Source organism: Algibacter luteus, from assembly GCF_030344935.1.
GTDB lineage: Bacteria > Bacteroidota > Bacteroidia > Flavobacteriales > Flavobacteriaceae > Arenitalea > Arenitalea lutea.
In genome coordinates this window covers 1156620-1178900 of the sequence record NZ_CP128313.1, presented here as the reverse complement: position 1 = coordinate 1178900, position 22281 = coordinate 1156620, and the positions used below count along the sequence as shown (strand labels likewise).

At 34.5% G+C, this 22281-nt stretch carries 12 protein-coding genes; 4 read left to right on the top strand and 8 right to left on the bottom strand.

The genetic code is table 11. From position 1 onward, the window contains the following. The first annotated feature begins 134 nt into the window (after window positions 1-134). The 4 genes from O5O44_RS04990 to O5O44_RS04975 are packed head-to-tail and all read left to right on the top strand — an operon-like array spanning window position 135 to window position 6193. A complete protein-coding gene (locus tag O5O44_RS04990) occupies window positions 135-1376 on the top strand; it encodes a hypothetical protein (protein ID WP_289195983.1) in 1242 nt (413 codons plus the stop codon). Window positions 1377-1432: 56 nt separating this feature from the next. Continuing rightward, window positions 1433-2299 (top strand): hypothetical protein, encoded by an 867-nt coding sequence (locus tag O5O44_RS04985; RefSeq protein WP_289195982.1) that lies wholly within the window; start codon window positions 1433-1435, stop codon window positions 2297-2299. A 58-nt stretch (window positions 2300-2357) separates the two neighbouring features. Then, window positions 2358-4583 carry a TlpA family protein disulfide reductase gene (locus tag O5O44_RS04980; protein ID WP_289195981.1) on the top strand — a complete coding sequence of 742 codons (2226 nt, stop codon included), beginning with the start codon at window positions 2358-2360 and terminating at the stop codon, window positions 4581-4583. 26 nt (window positions 4584-4609) lie between these two features. After that, window positions 4610-6193, top strand: coding sequence for a ThuA domain-containing protein (locus O5O44_RS04975; protein ID WP_289195980.1), 1584 nt, complete (start codon window positions 4610-4612; stop codon window positions 6191-6193). Between the two features lie 61 nt (window positions 6194-6254). Here the strand turns inward: O5O44_RS04975 and O5O44_RS04970 are convergent, their stop codons facing one another. The 8 genes from O5O44_RS04970 to O5O44_RS04935 all read right to left on the bottom strand — a co-directional run bounded on the left by O5O44_RS04970 (window position 6255) and on the right by O5O44_RS04935 (window position 22230). Beyond that, window positions 6255-7925, bottom strand: coding sequence for a GH39 family glycosyl hydrolase (locus O5O44_RS04970; protein WP_289195979.1), 1671 nt, complete (start codon window positions 7923-7925; stop codon window positions 6255-6257). A gap of 236 nt (window positions 7926-8161) precedes the next feature. After that, window positions 8162-8929 (bottom strand): 3-keto-disaccharide hydrolase, encoded by a 768-nt coding sequence (locus tag O5O44_RS04965; protein ID WP_289195978.1) that lies wholly within the window; start codon window positions 8927-8929, stop codon window positions 8162-8164. A 6-nt stretch (window positions 8930-8935) separates the two neighbouring features. After that, window positions 8936-10528 carry a sulfatase gene (locus O5O44_RS04960; protein WP_289195977.1) on the bottom strand — a complete coding sequence of 531 codons (1593 nt, stop codon included), beginning with the start codon at window positions 10526-10528 and terminating at the stop codon, window positions 8936-8938. 230 nt (window positions 10529-10758) lie between these two features. Next, window positions 10759-12543: a glycoside hydrolase family 43 protein gene (locus tag O5O44_RS04955; RefSeq protein ID WP_289195976.1), complete on the bottom strand. Its 1785-nt coding sequence runs from the start codon at window positions 12541-12543 to the stop codon at window positions 10759-10761. 36 nt (window positions 12544-12579) lie between these two features. Beyond that, entirely contained in the window at window positions 12580-15435 is a 2856-nt protein-coding gene (locus tag O5O44_RS04950; protein WP_289195975.1) for an alpha-L-rhamnosidase, read from the bottom strand. 214 nt (window positions 15436-15649) lie between these two features. Beyond that, the gene (locus O5O44_RS04945) at window positions 15650-17413 is read right to left on the bottom strand and encodes a T9SS type A sorting domain-containing protein (protein WP_289195974.1); all 1764 of its coding nucleotides are present in this window, start codon (window positions 17411-17413) and stop codon (window positions 15650-15652) included. Between the two features lie 236 nt (window positions 17414-17649). Then, window positions 17650-18702 (bottom strand): L-rhamnose/proton symporter RhaT, encoded by a 1053-nt coding sequence (gene rhaT, locus O5O44_RS04940; protein WP_289195973.1) that lies wholly within the window; start codon window positions 18700-18702, stop codon window positions 17650-17652. Between the two features lie 6 nt (window positions 18703-18708). Beyond that, the gene (locus O5O44_RS04935; RefSeq protein ID WP_289195972.1) at window positions 18709-22230 is read right to left on the bottom strand and encodes a glycosyl hydrolase; all 3522 of its coding nucleotides are present in this window, start codon (window positions 22228-22230) and stop codon (window positions 18709-18711) included. Window positions 22231-22281: the final 51 nt, after the last annotated feature.

The following is a 22281-nucleotide window of genomic DNA, read 5'->3' as shown; positions in this document are numbered from 1 at the left end:
TCTCAATAATATTCAATAAAAAATGTATTACAGGATAGAACAGGTTACACAACTAACTGTTAGTGTCTATATTTAAACTATTAGAATCCAAATTAGAAAAACAAAACACAAGAATTATAATAACAAAAAGCTAGATGAATAACATCAAATTAAAATTTATAAGCACACTAATCATTGGAATATTTTGTTTCAAAAGTTTTGCTCAAAAAGACTTACTCGGTCGTTCAATAATTAATGATTCTATAATTTTTGAAGAACAAGATGGCATTGTTGCAGTAGAAGCCGAATTTTTCTACAAGCAATCCTTAGCAGAATTAAGACAATGGTACATAACATCCAAGAATGAAGCACCAAAAATAGGACGTGATGATGATGCACAACATTGTTATGATGCTAGTAATAATGCATACCTTGAAATATTACCCGATGAGCGTGTGACGCACGATGACCAATTAATACATGGAGAAAATTTCACTAATGAACCCGGTAAAATGGGTGTTTTAAGTTACAAGGTAAAGTTTAACACTCCAGGTCGTTATTATGTATGGGTACGCGCATTTAGCACTGGCGGAGAGGATAATGGCATACATGTTGGCTTAAATGGCACATGGCCAGAACATGGCCAACGTATGCAATGGTGTCAAGGAAAAAATCAATGGACTTGGGAAAGTAAACAACGAACCAAAGAAATACATTGTGGTGTTCCTCATGAAATTTATTTAGATATACCTAACCCTGGAATTCATGATATTCAATTTAGTATGAGGGAAGATGGTTTTGAGTTTGATAAATTTATTTTAACTAAAGATATCGACTACGTTCCTATTGAAAAAGGCCCGAAAGTCATTGTCACTCATGGAGTCCTGCCAGAACCGTTTCCTGAAGTTAAAGTTCCGTCGTATTTCAAAACAATATGTGGATCTTCAGAAGCTACCAGATGTATTGCTGCTCAAGAATTCCCAGTTGAAGGAACAAACTTTTACAAAAATGGAAAAAATTGGCTAGCGATTAACCCAAAAAAATATGAAGAAGCCAAAACTAGTACCATCTTTAATTTTGAATCTGGAACTTATGATGTTGTGTTTGTTGGCGTGGGAGAAAATGATGGTAAATCTACCTTCACTATTTCAATAAATAATGAAAAAATTGGAAGTTATTCACCTGAATTAACTCAACGACTATTTGAAGAAGGCAAAAAATTTAATGCCCTATGGAAAAATGTATCAATAAAAAAAGGAGATACTATTACAGTAACAAGTAAAATAGGTAGCGATGGTGTAGAATGGACTCGAGGTCGATGGGCAGGAATTGTTTTTACGCCTGTTGGAAAAGGAGAATCTATACAAAATGCCTCATCTACATATTATCAAAACTAAAAACATTTATACACACTTTACAATCTTTACATAAAAGCCTAAAACATATTTTTAAAATGCATCACAAAACTTTACTATTTCTATTCATTTTTTCATTGATTTCGATAACTGTAGCCGCTCAAATAGTTAAACCACCCAAAGGTCGTATTGCTATAGTTGCCGATGGAAATTCACCCGACCCTGATGATCTTGGGGGTACAGCCATTTCTATTGCATTACTTAGATCTGCAGGTCTTGAGGATAGACTTGTACATTATTCACATAGTTGCGATTTAGTGCGAGACGACAGAATTTCTGAAAAAGCCGAAAAAGAAAGACACCATTTAATGCAAGTAGCTTGCGACATGACGGCACGTCGTTGGGGCGGATTTGAACAGCTTACGTTTTACGATGCCCTATGGCAAAAAGAAGAAACCATTAACGATTTAGCTTGGGCTATAAATGCATCAACTGCCGACGATCCTCTATGGATTATTGAAGCAGGAGAGCCTGATATTATTGGTATGGCCTTAAAAATAACACCTACTGAAAAACACCAATTTGTAAAAGTTGTAACGCATCACCCTGCTAATGATAACGCTGGCGATTATTATACTTGGCAACAAATATTAGATTTTGGCATTGAGGAAGTGCGAATCCCAGATCAAAATATTAATTTAAAAGTAGATATCGAACAATGGGATTGGGCTAAAAACCATCAAGACCCACGGATAAGACTAATTTGGACGATAGGAAACCTTGCAGAAATTGATAACATAGTAAATTTCCAAAAAGGCAAATGGGATTGCTCTGATGCTGGTATGATTTTATTTTGGATTACTGGGGCTAATGTTAATAATGGACTTAAAGCTGGGAGTGTAGATGTCGTAAAGAATCTTTTGAATGAGTATGTAAGACATAACCCAGAATTAAAGAAAAATTAGACTCTAATTGAAACAAAAAACAATACAAACCTTTTAATTTACCAAAATCTGATAATTCATGAAACGAGCATTAATATCTTTACTCTTTCTCTTTTTAACCACGACACTATTGGCTCAAAAAGTCATAGAAAATCCTGCTTACGAAGTAAAAAGATCAAGCATCTATGATGTTGATAAAATAGAACTTACAGAAAATGAAACTAGAGTTTATGTTCGTGGTTCTATTTTTCCAGGTTGGTTTTTAAAATTTAGTAAAAATGATTTTTTAAAAGACTGCAAAACTGGCAAAGAGTATACTATTATAAAAATTGAAGATTATAATTTTGATGAAAAAATTTATATACCAGAATCTGGCGAAAAAACAGTTGTACTGGTTTTTCCTCCCTTAGACAAAAATGTTAAAAAAATAGATTTTAAGCATGCGCTTTACGGGATATCTTTAACAAAACAAAAAAGTGCTGAACCAACACCTAAGGAAGTACCTATACATGTAAACAAATGGATACAGGAGGAACTAGATAAAGTAAATGAATACCCAATTAAAGATTTTAATTCTAATCAATTTTTCAATCCTAAGAAATCAAAGTTAATTGGCTATATAAAGGGTTATGACAAGAGATTAAAATTTGATACAGGTATCGTATATCAAGGTAATAATATTACTAGAGAAGATTATCCAATTGTTATTGAAGTTCATGAGGATGGGCGTTTTGAAGCAGAACTACCTTTAATTCACCCAGAAACAAATTTTTTAAGCATAAATAAATCAACGGTAAGTTATTATATTGAACCAGGACAAACCCTAGCCATGATACTTGATTGGGAAGATTTTTTAACACAAGCCATTTATAGAAGAAGCACTTCATCTCGTTATAAGTTTAAAAAAACAACTTTTAAAGGGCCTTTAGCTGAAATTAATAGACATTTAATGAATTTTACTGTTGAAGATTTTAATTATAGAGCCTTAAAAGAAAAAATTAAAAATCAAACACCTGCAGCATTTAGAAAAGAACAAGAATCTACATATCAAATAAACAAAGACTTACTTAAAAAATACATTACAAATAACGATGTAAACAATAAAACAAAACAAGTATTACAAAACGTTTTAATTACAAGGTATGCTACAGTTTTGTTTGATTTTTTGAGAGTAAGAGAATATGAAGCAAAAAAAGACACCTTAAACACTATTTTAAAACTACCCGTTGCAGATGATTATTATAGCTTTTTAAAAGAAATAGACTTTAATAAGGCTTTATTAGTTCCTAATACGTATTCAACATTTGTAAACAGATTTGAATATAGTAAACCTATTAGTATTTACCCAAAGCTTAATAAAATAAAAATTGACCCTGAAATAACTTTATCTCAATATTTAGAAAACCATAAAATTGAACTAACAGAAAACGATAAAAAGCTGCGAGAAGAATCGAAAAACTTAAAGTTTAAATCTTACGAAGATTATAAATCTTTTCAAAAAAAATTCAGCAAACCCTATATAGATGCACTTGAAGCCTATAATTCGAAATATATACAACCTTTAATCGATAAGCAAAGGGATGATATTACAGAAACTAATATGGAGAAGTGGCGTTTAAGAGATTCTGTTTTAAAAAACGTATATCATTTAGACAAGAATATTGTTCATGATATGACTAAAATTAGAAGCCTAAAGTATGATATTGATAGAGCTGATAATGAAAATGCTAGAAGTTATTGGAATGCATTAAAAAAAACCATTGATGACCCTTTTTTAATAGAGGAAGGAGAAAGAATTGTAAGCAAAAAGTTTCCTCTAGTTGAAAAAAATATTCTAAACGATTCACCAAATTCTGGTATTACAAGTTCAACATTAAACGCTACCACTACTAAACTACCAGAAGGGAAACCAACACGTATTTTTAATGATATTATAAAACAACATACTGGAAAAATATTGTTTGTAGATTTTTGGGCAACAACATGTCCACCTTGTGTTGGCTCTATAAAAAGAATGAAAGAAACTAGAGCTAAATACAAAAACAATCCAGACATTGATTTTGTTTTTATTACTAGTAATAATGCATCACCAGAAAAAACATATTTAAAGTTTGTAGAAAGTCAGGAACTTGTGAATACTTTTAGAATATCAAATGATCAGTTTAATTACTTACGCCAGTTATTTAAATTTAATGGAATTCCAAAATATGTAGTTATTGCTAAAAATGGAGAAGTAATTGATGATGACTATAAAATGTATCAATTTAATAATACTGTAGATCACATAATTAAAAAATTTAAGTAATCACATTACAAAAAATAATCTTCAACATGAACTATAAACTTTCTTTTGTTTTATTAATAGCTTTTTTTAATACAAGTATGTCTTTTACTCAAGAAAAAAACTTAGAAGTTTTAGTATTCTCCAAAACACAAGCTTTTAGGCATAAATCTATCCCCACAGGCCTAGAGTTTTTGGCAGATATGGCTAAAAAAAATAATTGGAATATAAAGTTTTCTGAGGATTCAAATGATTTTAGCATTAGCAATCTTTCACAATATCAAGTTTTAGTTTTCCTAAATACTTCGGGCGATATTTTTTCTGAAGCACAAAAAGCTGCGCTACAAAACTATTTTTCACGAGGTAAAGGTTTTGTTGGGATACATGCGGCTTCTGACACTGAAAAAGACTGGGGCTGGTTTACTGAAATGATTGGGGCAACTTTTAAAAATCATCCTAAAGTACAAGAAGCAACTCTTAATATAAATACAGAATGTAATCATCCAGCCATTAACGGACTAAAAAGCAAAGAAGTATTTAAGGACGAGTGGTATAATTTTTTAAAACCTGTTGGGAAACATGTATCTGTTTTAGCTTCCTTAGACGAATCTTCTTATGAAGGCAAAAAAATGGATACCGATAATCACCCTATAAGTTGGTATCATATATATGATGGTGGTCGTGTTTTTTATACCGGCTTAGGACATACGGATGAAATTTATAACGATTCAAGATATTACAGTCATATTGAAGGTGGTATTTTATGGGCTTCGGGCATGAAAAAAGAACCATCGATTTCAAAAAAATGGACCAATTTAATTGATGGCAATCCTCACAAAAATTGGGATGTATTTATTGGTGCTCCGCATGCTACAGTGAAGGATTTAGAAGGTGTAGACCCAAAAAGCGATGGTAAAAATGCTAAACCTTTAGGATTAAATAACGACCCTAAAAAAGTATTTGACTTTAAAACAACAATTGAAGGTGAGCAAGTACTTCATATATCTGGTGAAATTTATGGCGCTTTAACTTCTAAAAAAGAATATGAAAACTATCATTTAAAACTACAATTTAAATGGGGTAAAAACATTTGGGAACCTAGGTTGCTGCGTAAAAGAGATAGTGGTATTTTATACCATTGTACGGGACCAAATGGGGCCTTTTGGAATGTTTGGATGCAATCTCAAGAATTTCAAGTTCAGGAAGGTGATATGGGAGATTATTATGCTTTAGCTGGAACCATCATTGATATTCCATCGGTAAAAAAAGAAGGCCAAAAAGAATTTGATTATGCAGTTGAAGGTCAACTCCATACATTTTCAAGTACAGAAAAAAAATTTCCGGCGCATTGCAACAAAGGTTTAAACAATGAAAATCCGCATGGCGAATGGAATACCTTAGAATTAATTTGTTTTGAAGGCACAAGTTTACACATTGTGAACGGAAAAGTTGTAAATGCCTTATTTAATTCACGTCATAAAGATTTAGATGATAATATTGTACCGTTGCAAAAAGGACGTATTCAAATTCAATCAGAAGCAGCAGAAGCGTTCTATAAGACCATAAAGATTAAATCAATTGATAAAATCCCAAATAAGTATAAAAAATACGTAAAAGGCTATATGAAAGGTTAATATTTATCCTGATCTATTAAAAAAACAAATCGTTAATTAATTTTAACTAAACATTCTTCTGTTATTGAGGAATAAGCTCGATAAGTTTAACACTATGCGGTTCTAAATCAACTTCTAACGTAAGTTTACCTTCTACTTTTTTAATTAAAGAACCTGAAATGGTTTGAGGTAATTCAGCCAACTGGGTATATTTTGATAAGTTGGCATTAAGCACGTTTTTCCATCCATCTTCAAAACGATCTGAAGGTCTGTTCCCATAAATACGTCCATTCGTTTTTTCACCTACACCAGCAGCTCTAACATCTTTATAAAGCTCGTGCATCATGATACCATGCGTTTTATCAACCGTCCATTCATTCATTCTCCAAGTTGTTCCACCAGCAATTATGCCGCCTTCTAATTGCGGATACAAGGTTCTTTTTGACGTGCTCGTTCTAGTTGTGTTATGATTATAAACCAATAGGTAGATTATATCGCCTTTAACTACAGGAATTACTCCCGCATGACCACTTAAACTTTCTATAGCTTCTAGCCTATTACCTCCTTCCATCTTCAAAAACATTTCAGTCACATTTCTTCTACCTTGGGGCAGATCGCTAGATTCTATTTCTTGTCCCCAATCATAAATTTCAGTGATTCTGTTCTCGTAAGCTAAATCTGCTATTCTAGCATACCAGCTTGCCCCAAATTCTGTGGCATCTGTTAGACTCACTCCTCGAACTCTATTTTCGTCACGCAATATTCCAAATTCTTGAATATCAAAAGGTATATTACTAAACTGAGGGTAACTATTAAGTTTTGCTCTAAATGCTTGAACAGTTTCTGGGAGTCTTACTTTATTTTCATCCATTTTCTCATAATATGAAAAACAGAAAAAATCCATTTTTGTACCTGTTTCTCCTGTTGCATAATTTGTACCGTTTGCACAATGGTCAATAATTTCTGTGGTATATGTCGCTACGCCCTCTGTTAAATTATTTCCCGGACCAATAATGGCATCAGGAATTACTTTTAAAACTTCATCTACAGTAATATCATAATGCTTAAAAAATTCCTCTTTTGTACCATTCCAGTGTTGAGGTGAGTAATTTGGCTCTGTAGCTACTCTAAAACGCCAAGTTTTAACTTCATTCATACCAAACTCAGTGATAAGCGTTTGCAAGAATGCATTTATGTATTGTCTCCAAATGTTATAATCATCTGGTGGATTTGTATTTCCATAAGTATTCACCTCTTTTACAGCATTCATTTCCCAGGGCACATTATCTAAAACAATTCTTGGTTTGAAACCTGTTTGCATGAAACCACGCATACTGCTTAATAAACCACTAAAATCTGTTATAATGTTTCCTGAGCCATCTACACCTTTATAAAAATCGTTTAAATTATCAGTTCTTCCTCCAAGAACTCTCACCATATTGTAACTTTTTACATAAGACTTTATAGGATCAAGCGAAGACCGAAAACTGGAACTTGCAAATCTGGTTTGATTAACCATTGGTCTAGTAGACCAGAAGTTATATAATTGCCCAACTACTGAACTTGTGTTAATAGTCACTAAATTATTTGGATCTACAACTATTACTGGCGCTTCTGGTTCTTCTGGTTCTTCAGGCTCTGGATTTTCTATAATTATGTCTCCAATATCGTCAGATTTTGAACAGGTAAACATTACAAAACTAGCAAATACAAGTACTAGTAAAACAATTATTTTTTTATTGGGAGCGAACATAATGTGGTTTTTTTTAATAAGTTACTAATATCAAATTTAAAAAGTTAATCTAAAAATGCCATCCTGCTCTATCATGGCTGAAAACTAAAAAATTGGCTCAATATTCACCAATTTATCCAAATATTTGAAGACGGCCTCAATATGCTTTTTCCAAAAAATGACAGAATCGGATCTATTATTGTTCTTGAAAATGATGGAAAAACTAAAGAATATAGATATTGCATTTAGAATTAAACCTAATGCTTTATTTTAATATTTTTATACTGTACTTTCATTGGTGGCCCAACGTGAACTTGAACTCCGAGAAACCCCTTATTTGCTCTGTTTTCAGTATCTAAATCTAAAACATCACAGATTAAAACACCATTTATATAATGCTGCATACGATTGTCTTTAACAATAAGATGTACGCTATTCCAATCATTTTCTTTAATATGAGATTTTAATTGCTTTAAGTCTCCTAGAGTATCGGATACGATACGTGTTTGCCAGCAATTTTTCTTTACATTCTTTCTTAGGTTTGTTTTACTAATACTATCTGGCATAGAGGGGATAGTTACTTTTTCACCCATGTAAGCTAAAGTGGTTCGTTTTTTTTCCTCGTAATTTTGCCCTGTGTATCTATTTTTTCCATCAATATCGCATTGATAGCCTTTTAAGGCGAAAGGAAACTTTTCTATGCGTTCACTTCTATAATTAATTCCACTATTTCCAGAATTAGAAATTTTATATTCTAGTTTTAATTCAAAATTACTGGGTTGTGCTTTCTCATAAATAATAAAAGAATTGCGTTCTAAAATAGTTTCTGGAGTTACTTCGCCAACTAATGTACCTTCTTTGACGCTCCAATATGTTGAATCGCCCACCCAACCTGACAAATCTTTTTCGTTGAATATAGATATGAAATCTGATTCATTTTGATACTCTTTCTTATTTTCTTTGTTTAAACACGACATGAGCATGATAAATATCAAACTCAGAAAGATTATTGTTTTTAATTTCATAATAAATTAATCGATTGTTACTTTACTTTTCCACCAGTTTTCATTGGGTTGAAAATCTTTTGATAGAACTTCTAAACGTTGCTTTTCTAAAGATGGCCACTTGTTATTAATGGTATTTAAATAACGTGTTTCAGCTTTATTTTTATTGTATTTCGTATCGTCAACTGGATATTTAGCGTTTACATTGTTTAACCACAACAATAAATTATCACTAAGTGATTTTGCAACTTCAGGATACCGAGCAATCACATTTAAATCATCATTTTCTTGTGATGGTAGTTTATACAATTCTTCACGACCATCTTCCCAATAGTGAATTAGCTTCCATCCATTTTCTTGAATTATGGAAGCAGGCTCTCCTCCTTGATTTCCATAATGGGGATAATGCCAATATAATGGTCTATTTACCTCCAATGGCTGTCCCTCTAATAATGGCTTAAGACTGATACCATCTTTATGCTGCTCTGGATTTAATGGCACATTAGCCAAATCTAAAAGCGTTGGATAAAAATCGGTATTAATTACAGAAAACTCTGTTTTTACACCTGCATTTTTTAACCATGGTACTTTTATAAAATAGGGTTCGCGTATACCACCTTCCCATTGGTAGCCTTTTCCGCCTCTTAGTGGTAAATTACTAGTTGCATAATGATCTCCTGATGCTACACCGCCATTATCGGAAGTAAATACGACAATCGTATTATTAGCAACACCATTATCTTTTAGCGCTTTTAATACAATACCCACAGCGTCATCCATAGTTTCAACTAATCCTGCATAAATGGGATTATCCTGTACCTGACGGATAGGTAGTACACGCTCCATCTTATAACCTGAATCTGCAATGCCTAGGCTATCGGCTTTATCGCGGTATTTTCGCCATTTTGCTTCTGTAGTTTGAATGGGTGCATGAACCGCATAAAAAGATAAAAATGCAAAAAATGTTGTGTCTTTATGTTTTGAAATAAAATCGGCCGTTTCATTGGCTAAACGGATGGTTAAATTTTCACCATCTTGATTATTTTTCAATTTAGGATTTTGCCAAGGCGCGAAATACCCACCTTTTGGTGAACCTGCTTCTATACCACCTATATTTATGTCGAAACCATGGTTTTCAGGATAAGAGCCTTCGTCTCCTAAATGCCATTTTCCAGCAAAAAAGGTTTTATAGCCATTGCTTTTGAATGCTTCGGCGATAGTAATTTCTTCTAGTGGTAAGGCTTGTACATAATCTGCCGGTAATAATTTATCATGGCGATTTCTAGTGCGCCACGCCTCTCCAGTTTTTGCTCCTATCCAATCGGTAATACCATGACGTGCGGTGAACTTCCCTGTCATGATACTGGCGCGCGACGGACTGCATACGCGACTTGCTGCATAACCATTTGTAAATATCATCCCTTGGTTTGCTAATTTATCTACATTTGGGGTTTCATAAAACGTGCTACCCGTAACTCCTAAATCGTGATAGCCTAAATCGTCTACTAAAATAAATAAAACATTGGGTTTTGTTTGTTCTTTTTGTAATTGCCCTTTGCTATTACAACTTAAAAAAACTAGTAAGACTAAACAGAAACTGAATATTTTAGACAGATGCATATTTACTATTTTTTTAATCTACTGAGATTTTACTTTTTTGTGGTTAAGCATAAACATAACTATTAGCGCGTTAGGGATTGCAGCGGCATCCTTTTTAATACTCGACTTGACTAAAGATAGTTTTTAAACTATACAGTAAAAGATTGCCATGTCGCTCGCTCCTCGCAATGACATATTAAAAAGATATAGCGGAAAGCCCGACCCCTTGCGGGTAATGCCCAAATATTTAATTAAAGTTTTGCCGCTTTGGGCCCATCATAATCATAAGTGAACCAATCGACATCGATATATCCTGCATCTTCTTTTTCGTTCCATGAAAAGAAGCCTAAACGATCGCCCGTCCATTTTCCAAACGCAATGGTAAAGGTAGGACCGAAAGGTTTATAGTTCTCGCCATCGAGACTATACTCGTAGATAGCTTGGTTGCTCTTATTTGATGTTTTAACGTATAAATCGTTTCCAGTTATTTCTGGGCCTTTAGTTTTTTGCGCCATTGGGTCCATGTAAAACAGATGTTTTTTTCCGTTTTCGTCCATTTCTATACCTAGCAAATTGAAAACGCCACCATAGCGTACAAAGCCTGCTAATTGATGTGGTTTCATTCCTGAAATATCAAATTTTGCCTCGGCAGTTCCTGTGGTTATACCCATAATACGCTGACTTAGCGTATTTGAAGCTCTCCAGAAATCGGAGTCGGACCCATCGTTATTGGTCCACTCGTTTATGTTTGGTCCGTAGCCTTTTTCGTTTGGTAATATTTTGCTTGCTTTAAGGCGTAACCAACCCGGACGCTCGGTTAACGACCAATGTGTATTTCTTGGATTGTGGTTCCATTCCCATTGGAAACCTAATTTTGGCGATGAAAAATCGTCGTCTGAACTCGGTGCAACAATTGGGTAACCATCTATTGGTTTTTTATATTGTTTTACGGGTTCGCCAATACCATCGTTATCTTCGTCTATGCCTATAATTGGCCAACCGTCAACCCAATTTACAGGTTCTAAACATTGTGGACGCCCTTGAAACGGTATAGTATCGTTTTGAATCAATTGATGCATGTACCACCACGATTTATCTGGTGCCTGCATTAATGCGCCTTGGCTTGCACTACGGTTGTTAAAGGCTGTACCTTTTTCTAAAACAGTTTTTACTTCGTAAGGACCATAAATACTTTCTTTTGAACGCAGCACAATTTGCTTACGGTCGTTTTTTGGGTTTTTAACACCTGGTTTGGTGGATGTATCACCCATGGTCCATTGCGCTAAAAAGATATACCAAGTGCCATCTATTTTATAGATTTTAGCAGCTTCGGCACCCATACCTGTATAAACCAATTTACCTTCATCAAGAATTCTGGTGCCATCCCAACTCATTTCGTAAATTCTATTTTCATTGCCTTCAATTTTATTACTTGCTGCTTTTTGCTTGCCTGCAGTGTTAATAATCACGTAAGCTTTATGCGCTTCTTCATCCCAAAATACTGCTGGATCATCTAATACTTTTGCCTTTGGAAGCATCATAATAGGCTTGCTCCATGGACCTTTGATATCTTTTGCTGTTGCCACCATTAAACCATGTTGGTAGTCAATTTGATAGCAATACCAAGTGCCTTCGTGATAGGCTAAATCGCCTGCCCAAGTACCAAAAGAATAACCATTCATTCTATCCCAATTGTATTCTGGTGCCCAAGACAGACTATCAAATACGTGACCTACATTGGTCCAGTTTACCATATCCTTAGATTCCAAAATAGGCATCCCTGGCGACATGTGTTGTTTGGATGTAATCATATAATACGTATCACCTACTTGCTCGATATCGGAATCTGGATAATCGGCATTTAAAATAGGGTTGATGTATGTGCCGTCTCCTTGGTCTCCAAAGCTTCCTGTTTGCCCTTGAGCCACATCTTTTGATGCTATTGTTTTGTTTTCTGGTTTTGAATTACAACTGGCAAATGACACTAATAGTATAATAATTAGGGGTTTTAAAACAGTTTTGTATGCTAGATTCATGCTTTATATTTTATATATTTTTAATGTCTGGTAAACTTAGTTTTTAGAATATGCTATAGTGTAATCTCCTGAACCTAAAATTACAAATCTGTCTGCTATTTCAAAAGTATTATTTTGTTTAAATTCTGAAATAGGCTCCCCGTTTATTTTTAAACTTTCAAGTTCTGATGGCGTTACAATAAGCCTAGCTTGTGTATTAAATGGTACTTCAAGATTTAGGCTTAACACGTCATCTTTTATCGACCAATTATTGATAATATCTCCATAAGGTGTTGGCACTTTAACTTCCGTTTTTGTAATCGACGTAGGAAACTCAGGATTTACAGTAAATGCTTTAAAACCTGGTTGATCTTCTGAAGATTTAATACCGCCTAATGATTCATAAAAATAAGCCGCAAATCCAGAGTGCATCGGGTGATTTAAAGAATTTGTTGGACCTTCCATTTTCTCCCATTCAAATTGACGTTCTGGCCAAGTGGTAAATCCGGAATTCATCACATAAGTTTGACTCGGAAATTCTGGAGTTGTTAATATTTGATGTGCTAAATCTGCTTTTCCATATTTTGAAAGAACCGTATAGATATAACGGTTTCCGTGAATTCCTGTAGAATGATGTCCGCCTTTTACTTCAACAATATCATAAGCTAAACCATTAACTACGCTTTCAATGTCTTCCTCAGGCACCATTCCAAATTGTAAGGCTTGAACAGTTGCCGTTTGACTTTGATACCATTTATATGATGTATTTGGAATAGTAACTAAAAACTCCTTATTGAAAGCTTCTTTCAAAGCTTGTTTTTCATTTTTCATTTTTAGTGCATATGAATTATCATTATTCATTTCTGCAAAAGTTTCCATAATGCCTAAAACATCATAAAAATAGGCATTAGCCGAAATAATCGGATCACATTCCATAGCCTCAGGGTTTAATCGTCTATCCCAACGTGGTGGACACCAATCGCCCATGCCATCTTGCATGATTCCATTCTCTCCTTTATAAGAAAGATAGAAGTTAGTTAAACCTCTCATATCTTCATAATAGTCTTTAACAATCGTATCATCTCCGTAATACAAGTAATTATACCAAGGTAAGTACATGGTTGCCACACCCCAGTCTATTTTTGCGTAAGTTGATGTGCGTTTTCCTGGAGCAATCATTGTGGGCACCTGAAATTTGATATCTGGATTGTTATGCCCTTTAGTTGGCCGCATTTGGGTACGGATGTCTTCCATATATTTTTTATAGAAATCGTACATATCGTAATTGTACAAGGCGTATTCACAAAAGGCGTGTGCATCTCCTAGCCAGCCACATTTTTCTCTGTGTGGACAATCTTCAGGAATACCGTGAACGTTATCAACAATCGTCCATTTACTGATACTATGCATTTTATTTAAAAGTTCGTCCGAACAAGTAAAACTTCCTGTTTCTTGAATATCGGTTGCTACTAAAACGGCTTTAATCATTTCAGCATCTGGTTTGCTAGAAATGCCATTTATTTTTGCATATCGAAACCCGTGATAACTAAATTTTGGCTCCCAAGATTCTATACCATCGCCATTACAGATGTACTTATAAATTTGAGCCATACCATTTGCACCGCCTCCTGTGGAGCCTTGAAAAATATCTTTTCCATTGGTTAATAGTGCCTCAGTTGTGGTAATTTCTATTAATTGTCCTTCTTTTTCTTGAACATTAAGTTTAACCCAACCTGCAATATTTTGTCCAAAATCTACAATCCAGTTGCCATCAGGTGCTTTAAATACGTTTCGAGGTTCAAACTCCATTAACTTTTTAATTGGTGGAATTTGATTTGCACTTATTTCTTTAACCTGCGGAGATGCTACTTTTGCATTACCCCATTTGGCATCATCGTAACCAACAGTATTCCAATTTCCTAGTTCATAACGCGCATCATAGGTGTCACCTCCATAAATATTATTGAATACGATTGGTCCTGTAGCCTCTTTCCAATTTTCATCGGTGTAGAAATCTGAAGTTGACCCGTCTGAATATTTTAATTTTATTAAACATCGCACTGTTGGAGGTCCGTAAGCCAAATCTTTTTCAGATTCAGGGTCGTTTTTCCAAGAAATATTCTGTCCGTAAAACCCATTTCCTAAAATAATTCCGAAGGCATTTTTTCCAGATTTTAATTGGTCTGTTATATCATAATTCACATAATAAGCTTGTTTATCATAATTTGAAGGCGCGGGATCTAACACATGGTCCCCAACTTTTTCGCCGTTTAAATACAGCTCGTAGTAGCCTAATCCACAGATGTAAGCTTGGGCATTTTCGATATTTTTACTAACGTCAATGGTATTTCTAAAATAGCCTGCTGCAAAACCATCAACAAGTACAGGCTTTTTCATTTTTCCTGTTTGATAATCTCGAAAGCGGTGTGGTGATGTTCGAGTATCTTTATTTAAAGTAATCCATTTTGAATCTCCCCAATTAGCTTCATTCATGAGCCCCATTTCAAACTTTTGAATCTCAGACCAATTGGATGCATTCCCACTTTCATCCCAAATTTTTACCTGCCAGTAATAGGTGTTTAAAGGTTCTAAAGGCTCACCTTTATATTTAACAAAAGCCGATTTGCTACTTTCTTCTTTATTTGAATCCCATAAATCAGCATCATACTCATTTAGTTTTTCTTCAGAAGATGCTACCAATAAATGATAAGCTGACTGCGATTTATTAAATCCTTCAGCATTTATAATCCATGAAAAAAGCGGTTGTTCACTTTCTATGGTTGATGGATTTACTTTTGAATTAACTAATAGTTTATCAAAAGATATTGTTGTATTCAACGTTGTTTTCTCAATGCATGAAAAACAAAAAGCAGTAAAAAGTAATACTGAAAATAGAAGTTGGTTTTTTTTCATTTTTATAGTCTGAATTTGAATATTATTCTACAAAATTTTAATTATTGAAGGTACTTGAATACTTTAAATACCTTATCCTGTACTATCATGTATAAATCGTATAATTTGTTATTTTAAAAAAACAAAAACGCTACCTCAAAAATATTTTGGTAGCGTATTGTTATCTGTCTTTTTTTAGATTTGAAATAAATTTAAAAAACCTTGCATTAAAGATCTAATTGACCACAATTTTATGAGTTGAGACGCCTTGGGCTCCCTCTAATTTTAATATATAGATACCTGTTTGATTAGTCTCAAATCGAATCTCTTTTGAAGAAACAAAATTCCCTTTTTGAATTTCTACACCGTTTATTGAATAGATTCGATATTGGGTATCATCTTCATAGTTAAGCTTTATGTTAAAAACACCTTTACTCGGATTTGGATATATACGCACCTCATTTTGTTTTACAATTTTTGAGGAAGACAAAGATGCATTAGTTAATTCAATTATATTTATTGAAAATTTAGGCAAAGTAATACTTTGACTCCCTTCACTAATTAAAGTTAACGGATTAACATCAATACCCATAGCTCTTTCTTCATCCAAAGTTGAAAACGAGATGGCTTTGTGCACTGTTGGTTCTGTATAAGGCACACCATCAATATTCACATGAAACGGCACATCTTGATTACTAAGATTTACAACAAAAACTGAGGTTTTACCGTCTTTTGTTACGACTCTAGCGTTAACAGATTTTACCCCGTCTACAAGATTAGGAACTTGTACATCACTTTCAATTAATGTAGTATTTTCAAGTGCCCAACGTATAATTTCGTAGGCAGAACCAAACAACGTTTTTTCTAAAGGATACTTAATTCTTGGACGTTCTACACCACTTGGCGAAATATAAGTTTCCCAAACGTAATGCGAATTTAATTTCCCATTTACGCTAAACCAGTTTGCACGCTCAAAAACATCTTGATTTTGACTCATAAAAATATAGCAATCTGCCATACCTAAGGCAGATACCGCATTTGGCCCACCAGATTTTACACCCCACTCGGTTAACCAAATGGGTTTATTGGGTGCTACTTGATGTGCATAATCATAAATAGAATTCCCTAAGTGTTTACGTGCTGTAAGTGCAGTGCTATAAGCTTCGTTACTATTACTTGAATCATCGGGGTCTGAACCCACATAAGTATGCACAGTCACCGCATCAAAATATGTAAGATCTTCTGTTAAATCGCTATTCCAATTAGGGTTAGCCCAACTATCTCTTCTCAAAAGTGGCACAGACACTTTCATATTTGGATCTTTAGCTTTTAAAGCTGCAGACATCGACTTTGCTCTTGCAATATAATCTTCAGCATTTGGAATAATAGAACTTCGTTGACCTGGATAAAAACACTCATTACCCATTTCAACAACTTTTACCTCAAAGCCTCTAGCAATTAAATCATCATATCGTGCTATTGTTTCTGGACATCCATTATTAAAATCGGTACCATCAGCGCTCATGTTAAAGGTCCACATCATATCAAAACCCTTTCCTGTTGTTGATTTTCTGGTGGTATTTAAACTTGTAAGCCCATCAATTCCTACTTTTATGTTAAGTCTATCAAATGTTTTTATACTCTCTAATAAGTCTACTGTTTTTGTTTTAATAGTCTTATTTACCCCTTGTTCATACTCAAAGCTTTCTGTCCCAAAAAGCCTGGTAACATCACGTCGCCAATCATACCAATTAGACCATAAACCATGTGGAAATCTTATAGTAATAGGTTTTAATTTATTTATTAAATCTTTCTCGACTGCAGTTGTAAAATGATGCGTATTTGTTCCGAGTAATAAATTATTAAATTCTTCTTTTGAAGTCGAAGTTATATTAATAGTTGCCTCCATATCTGAAGGTAACGTAAACGGATAATCTTGCGCCAATATTGAGGTTGAGATTAACAGTGTAAAACAAAAATTAAGCAATCTCTTATTCATTTCCTTTTTTATTGGTTTAATTAAGTAAAAGTAGGGCTGTTTTAAATCACTAGCATCCTGCACTATCATGATTAAAATAAAATTGGTAATACCAAAAACATATGGAACATAATCATACAATTGAGCTGGTTTACACGAGATATAGCGCTTATGGCAATAGCAATACAAACGATTTAACGGCTCATATAGACTTTATGAATATTAAGTTGTGCCGAGATTAGAATAGAAAACTAAATCTATATAGAATTCCCAATTCCGACTAAAACAACAGATAAAAGAATAACAACTATTCCAACTGTAATTGTCCATTTTGTTTTTTTGGCAACACCTTTCCATTCTTTTCTATATATACCCCAAAGATTAGCCGTTAAAATAATGGTTGACATGTGTAAAATCCATGAACTTGCTCCATTGCCTAATTTGCTTTCACCCATACCGTAAAAAAAGAACTGCAAAAACCATATCGTTCCAGCGAGCGCTGAAAACAATAAATTGTTACCAATTGGTGTTGCTGTATTTGTAAAATCTTTATAAGAATTGTTTTTAAGGCTCAATATAGTTGTCCATACCAAATTTGTTGCTAAGCCACCCCAGAGAATTACCACGAATGTTACATTGTTAGCGAATAAATGGTCGTATCCTGCAGCTACAGCAGCATCGGCCAATGGCTTACCTGCTTCAATACCAAAACTAAAAAACGAACTTAAAATACCAGAAAGAATGGCAACAATTAACCCTTTAATTAAATTAAATTCTGAAACACTTTTTTTCTTCTCTTCATCAGATAATTCCTTTTCCTTCATCATTCCTGCCTTTCCCGAAAGTGCAATACCAAGCAAGCAAACCAAAACACCAAGCAATACAACTTGACCTCCTGATGAACTTAACATATCGGTAAATGAAACCTTCCCTTCTTCTGGATTAAAATTATAATATATTGAAGGTACAATTGCGCCAAATGCAGCACAGAACCCTAGGACAACTGAATTCCCTAAAGACATCCCCAGATAGCGCACTCCAAGTCCGTAAGACAACCCACCTACTCCCCAAAGCAAGCCCATTAAAAAGGTAAAACTTAAAATTGCATTCGAACTTGATGCAATAATTTCCATAAATCCGGGAACGGTTAAATAAGCAGCTACTGGAGGTACAATAAGCCAAGACATTACGCCCCCTACCATCCAGTAGGTCTCCCAAGACCAACCTTTTACTTTGTTATATGGCATGTAAAAACTACCTGCCGCTACACCCCCTAATGAGTGAAATATGACTCCTAATATTGCTTGCATAATTTTTTAATTTATTTCTTTTGATTTATAAATCACAATTTTAACTGGCCCCAACAAACCCGATGGTAGTAATTTGGAATCTTTATGCCAATGTTTGAATGCAGGAAGTGTTTCACGCTCGGTTGGACGCTCTTCATTGTTCAACAGCCACTCCGGCCATTGTGATATTTGCGGACCTTTCCGTTTATAATCCAGTGGTAATTGTTCATCGCCAATTAGTCTATTTGGCCAAAGATTGGTTATTTTTACCTCAAGTGTATTGGTGCCTTTTACAACAGCTTCGTCAATATTAATTCTAAAAGGAGACTTCCATAAAATTCCTAAATTTTTTCCATTAAGAATGACTTCTGCAATTACCTTAACATTACTTAAATCTAATTCTAAAGAATAACATGATTTAATAAGTTTTGCAGGGATTTGAAACTCCTTTTTATAGCTGGCAGTCCCCGAAAAATAACGTATATCTTCCTCTGAAGCATCTGACCATGACGTTAAATTCTTAAAAGTTTTATCTAAAACAGCTTTATCTTTTAAAGGAAAACTCACGTTCCAATTTCCGGTCATTTCTATAGGTTCTGGCACTGAATTTACTTTTAACGTTTTGGTTTTTCCGTTTGAAGATTCATAGGTCATTTCACCAGCAACGGGCGTAACCAAATTCACTTTATCATCTTCAAATACTAACTTTGGTTCTGATGTAGTTTGAGTCAATTTTAATATACCTCCATTGGAAACAGTAACAATTTTCTCCTCATCATTAGTTGTATAAATAACGCGTAAGGCTTTCTTTGTCTTGATCTCTTTTTCTTCAAGGAAACTGTCATTTACTGGAATTTCATATACTCCTGAAGTAACCATTGATTTTACTTTTTTAGTGACATCAAAAACTGGTTTGTTTGGTGGGATGCCATTAACACCTCTTGCAAACTTGCCAAAGACAGCATTCAAGATTTCTAATTTACCGTTGATAGGAGCATCAATTTCTAGCCATTCTTTTTCCATGGCATTTTTTTCGAATACCGCTTCTCCAATTTTATATTGAATGCGTAATTCCTTTTTGTAACCTGGCGCCGGATCACCTTTAGAAAGTTCTCTTGTCGCGTGTATATTTAATCCATTATTTTGAATCCTGTTTGCTACTACTTCTGTTACATCAACCAAACCATCAGGTAGAAATGTTCCGTATTCTGCTTTAATAATTTTTAAGTTTGAAAGAGGTGTTACCACTGGGTTTTTCAACTTGATTTCAGCATTTACAATGTGTTGACTTGAACGTATCGGATTTCTAAAAACGACAAATACAGAACCTTCTGGCTCAAACGAAATCGACACTGTTGTAGTACCATCATCATTTTTATGCCATATTGTGGCCTTAGTTATTTTTCCAGTTTCGGCATTCCATAGCTCTGGTTGTTTTCCTGTTACTCGAAAACGACAAGCTAACTCTCGACTTTCTTTTTTAGAATTTACTACAAAATATATGTCGGCATCTTCTGTTTTTCTGTGAATAAAATCTATAGATTCACGATGTCCTTTTTCAATTGAAAAGTCAGGAGGTAGTGCTCCATTCTTCAAGACATCTGCAATGGAATGCGCTTTTACGAGTCCTTTATCCCATAATTTATTAGCCTTGTGTTCAATATCTTCATCACACTCAGGATATTTTTTAAGACTTGGAGACTTATTAGGCTTAGAGCCAATAACTAAAGCTCCATATTCAGCCAGTTCTTCAATTTTAGCAAGTATTTCTGGAGTTACCCATTCAGTTGAAGGCAATACCAAAGCTCGATATTTTTCACCAACTGATGTACAAACTAAACCATCTTTAACCGTTAATGCCTTTATCTTGTTAGATCCAATCACATCATAATCATATCCTAATGCCTTTATTTCCGGCATTAATAAGGCATCATTGGGAGATGCTTCTCCTGTGAACACCAAAACATCAGCCACAGAGGTGCCTTGTTGTAATAAAAACTGACCTCTACTGATATAATCCACAAACGGTTTACTTTGGTTCCACCAGGTATTTAACCGGTTAAAGTCGGTTCCAAAAACTTGTAAAGTCAATCCAGGCCCTACATCCCAAGGTTGATGTACATAACTATGAAAAACAAAACGATTAATCCCTTGTGCCCATGCTAAATCGCCCATGGCTTTGAGCGTACTTGGGTGCTGATCCCAACCTCCCATGCCTGTAAAAGACTCTGCCTCAGCAATCGGGTTTCCATTCAATTTGGCAATAGAGGCAACAAACTTAGGGGAGTCAAAAAAGGCAAGGCTTCCGCTCCAGAACTCAGACACAACCATATCTGCTTTTTCTCCAATTTGCATGTTATCAAAGGGTCCCCAATAAGGCTCAATAGAAAGAAACAAGTTGTTTTTATGACTGAGTTCAGCAAAGCGTCCATAATAATTTTCAGCAATTAAATCACTTATGGTTCGACGGAAATCCCAAAGAAATCGCTCTGTTTCTTCTCCACTCTCAACGTAATACCCAGCCAAAGCGGGCAAATATGAGCGACAATCATAAGAACGTAATTTTTTGAATGCTTCAGCGAAATTCGAAGTCCAGTTTGTAGTTCCAACTTCATAACTATCAATATGACACCTTTTAACTGTGGTACCAACTAGCGTGTCTAACTTTTTTAGTATGGGCTTAATGCTACCATCCCAAAACACATCAACCGCTTGTTTACTCATTTTATCACACTCTAAACCACGACCACCATCACTTGGAAAACGATTCATTTCACCTGTTGGCGTATGTCCAATTCTTAGAATAACCCAATCTCCTTCAGGCGCATTCCATTCTAAAAAACCATCACTGTTAAGCTTCGATGTTAAATCAATAATATCTTGTTTTTTTACAACTGCTAAATCAGTAATAGGTTTATCATCAGGGTTTAAATGACTACGAACTTTATGAGAAAGGATTTTTATTTCTAATTCATCAATACGCACATCACTCTTGGGTTTTGGGAAAGCCAGTATAGAAATATCCTTGTAGAATCCCAATTTAGTTTCAGGTTGTTCTAACTTACCTTTAAATACTGTAGCTCCCCGATGTATCGTTTCTGTATAAACCAGTTCTTGCATAGCATATTCTGGCGTAATAGAAGGCCCTCCAGATGATGACCAACCTGCCCCATTATGAAAACCCAGATCAAGCCCTAAACGTTGAGCTTCCAATCCTGCATAGTTAAAGAGTTCCAGCCACTCTGGACTTAAATAAGGCGCCACACCTTCAGGATTTCCCAAACTCACATTAAAAAGAATTGCGCCTTGAATACCCACATTTTTCATGGCTTCTAAATCGGCAGTTATCCCCGTTTTTGTGACATTTCCATTAATCCAAAACCAAATGGTTTGTGGCTTTGCATTTGGCGGAGGGTTCTTGAAACTCTCTTCCAATGACTCATTTTGAGCTTGAAAAGTTGGCACAGACAAACTAAGCAATAAGGCTACAAACATGGTTTTACTCACCATCCTTCTAATTTTTTTATTGAGCACTCGATTACGAATCATATTGTGTAATAATTTTATTCATTATTTTTAGTTGACAGCAAGATTTTTTCA

What these genes read in the sequence shown, in the direction of transcription:
- O5O44_RS04990 (WP_289195983.1), top strand. Translation starts at nt 135, where the DNA reads ATGAATAACATCAAATTAAAATTTATAAGCACACTAATCATTGGAATA.
- O5O44_RS04985 (WP_289195982.1), top strand. Translation starts at nt 1,433, where the DNA reads ATGCATCACAAAACTTTACTATTTCTATTCATTTTTTCATTGATTTCG.
- O5O44_RS04980 (WP_289195981.1), top strand. Translation starts at nt 2,358, where the DNA reads ATGAAACGAGCATTAATATCTTTACTCTTTCTCTTTTTAACCACGACA.
- O5O44_RS04975 (WP_289195980.1), top strand. Translation starts at nt 4,610, where the DNA reads ATGAACTATAAACTTTCTTTTGTTTTATTAATAGCTTTTTTTAATACA.
- O5O44_RS04970 (WP_289195979.1), bottom strand. Translation starts at nt 7,925, where the DNA reads ATGTTCGCTCCCAATAAAAAAATAATTGTTTTACTAGTACTTGTATTT.
- O5O44_RS04965 (WP_289195978.1), bottom strand. Translation starts at nt 8,929, where the DNA reads ATGAAATTAAAAACAATAATCTTTCTGAGTTTGATATTTATCATGCTC.
- O5O44_RS04960 (WP_289195977.1), bottom strand. Translation starts at nt 10,528, where the DNA reads ATGCATCTGTCTAAAATATTCAGTTTCTGTTTAGTCTTACTAGTTTTT.
- O5O44_RS04955 (WP_289195976.1), bottom strand. Translation starts at nt 12,543, where the DNA reads ATGAATCTAGCATACAAAACTGTTTTAAAACCCCTAATTATTATACTA.
- O5O44_RS04950 (WP_289195975.1), bottom strand. Translation starts at nt 15,435, where the DNA reads ATGAAAAAAAACCAACTTCTATTTTCAGTATTACTTTTTACTGCTTTT.
- O5O44_RS04945 (WP_289195974.1), bottom strand. Translation starts at nt 17,413, where the DNA reads ATGAATAAGAGATTGCTTAATTTTTGTTTTACACTGTTAATCTCAACC.
- rhaT (WP_289195973.1), bottom strand. Translation starts at nt 18,702, where the DNA reads ATGCAAGCAATATTAGGAGTCATATTTCACTCATTAGGGGGTGTAGCG.
- O5O44_RS04935 (WP_289195972.1), bottom strand. Translation starts at nt 22,230, where the DNA reads ATGATTCGTAATCGAGTGCTCAATAAAAAAATTAGAAGGATGGTGAGT.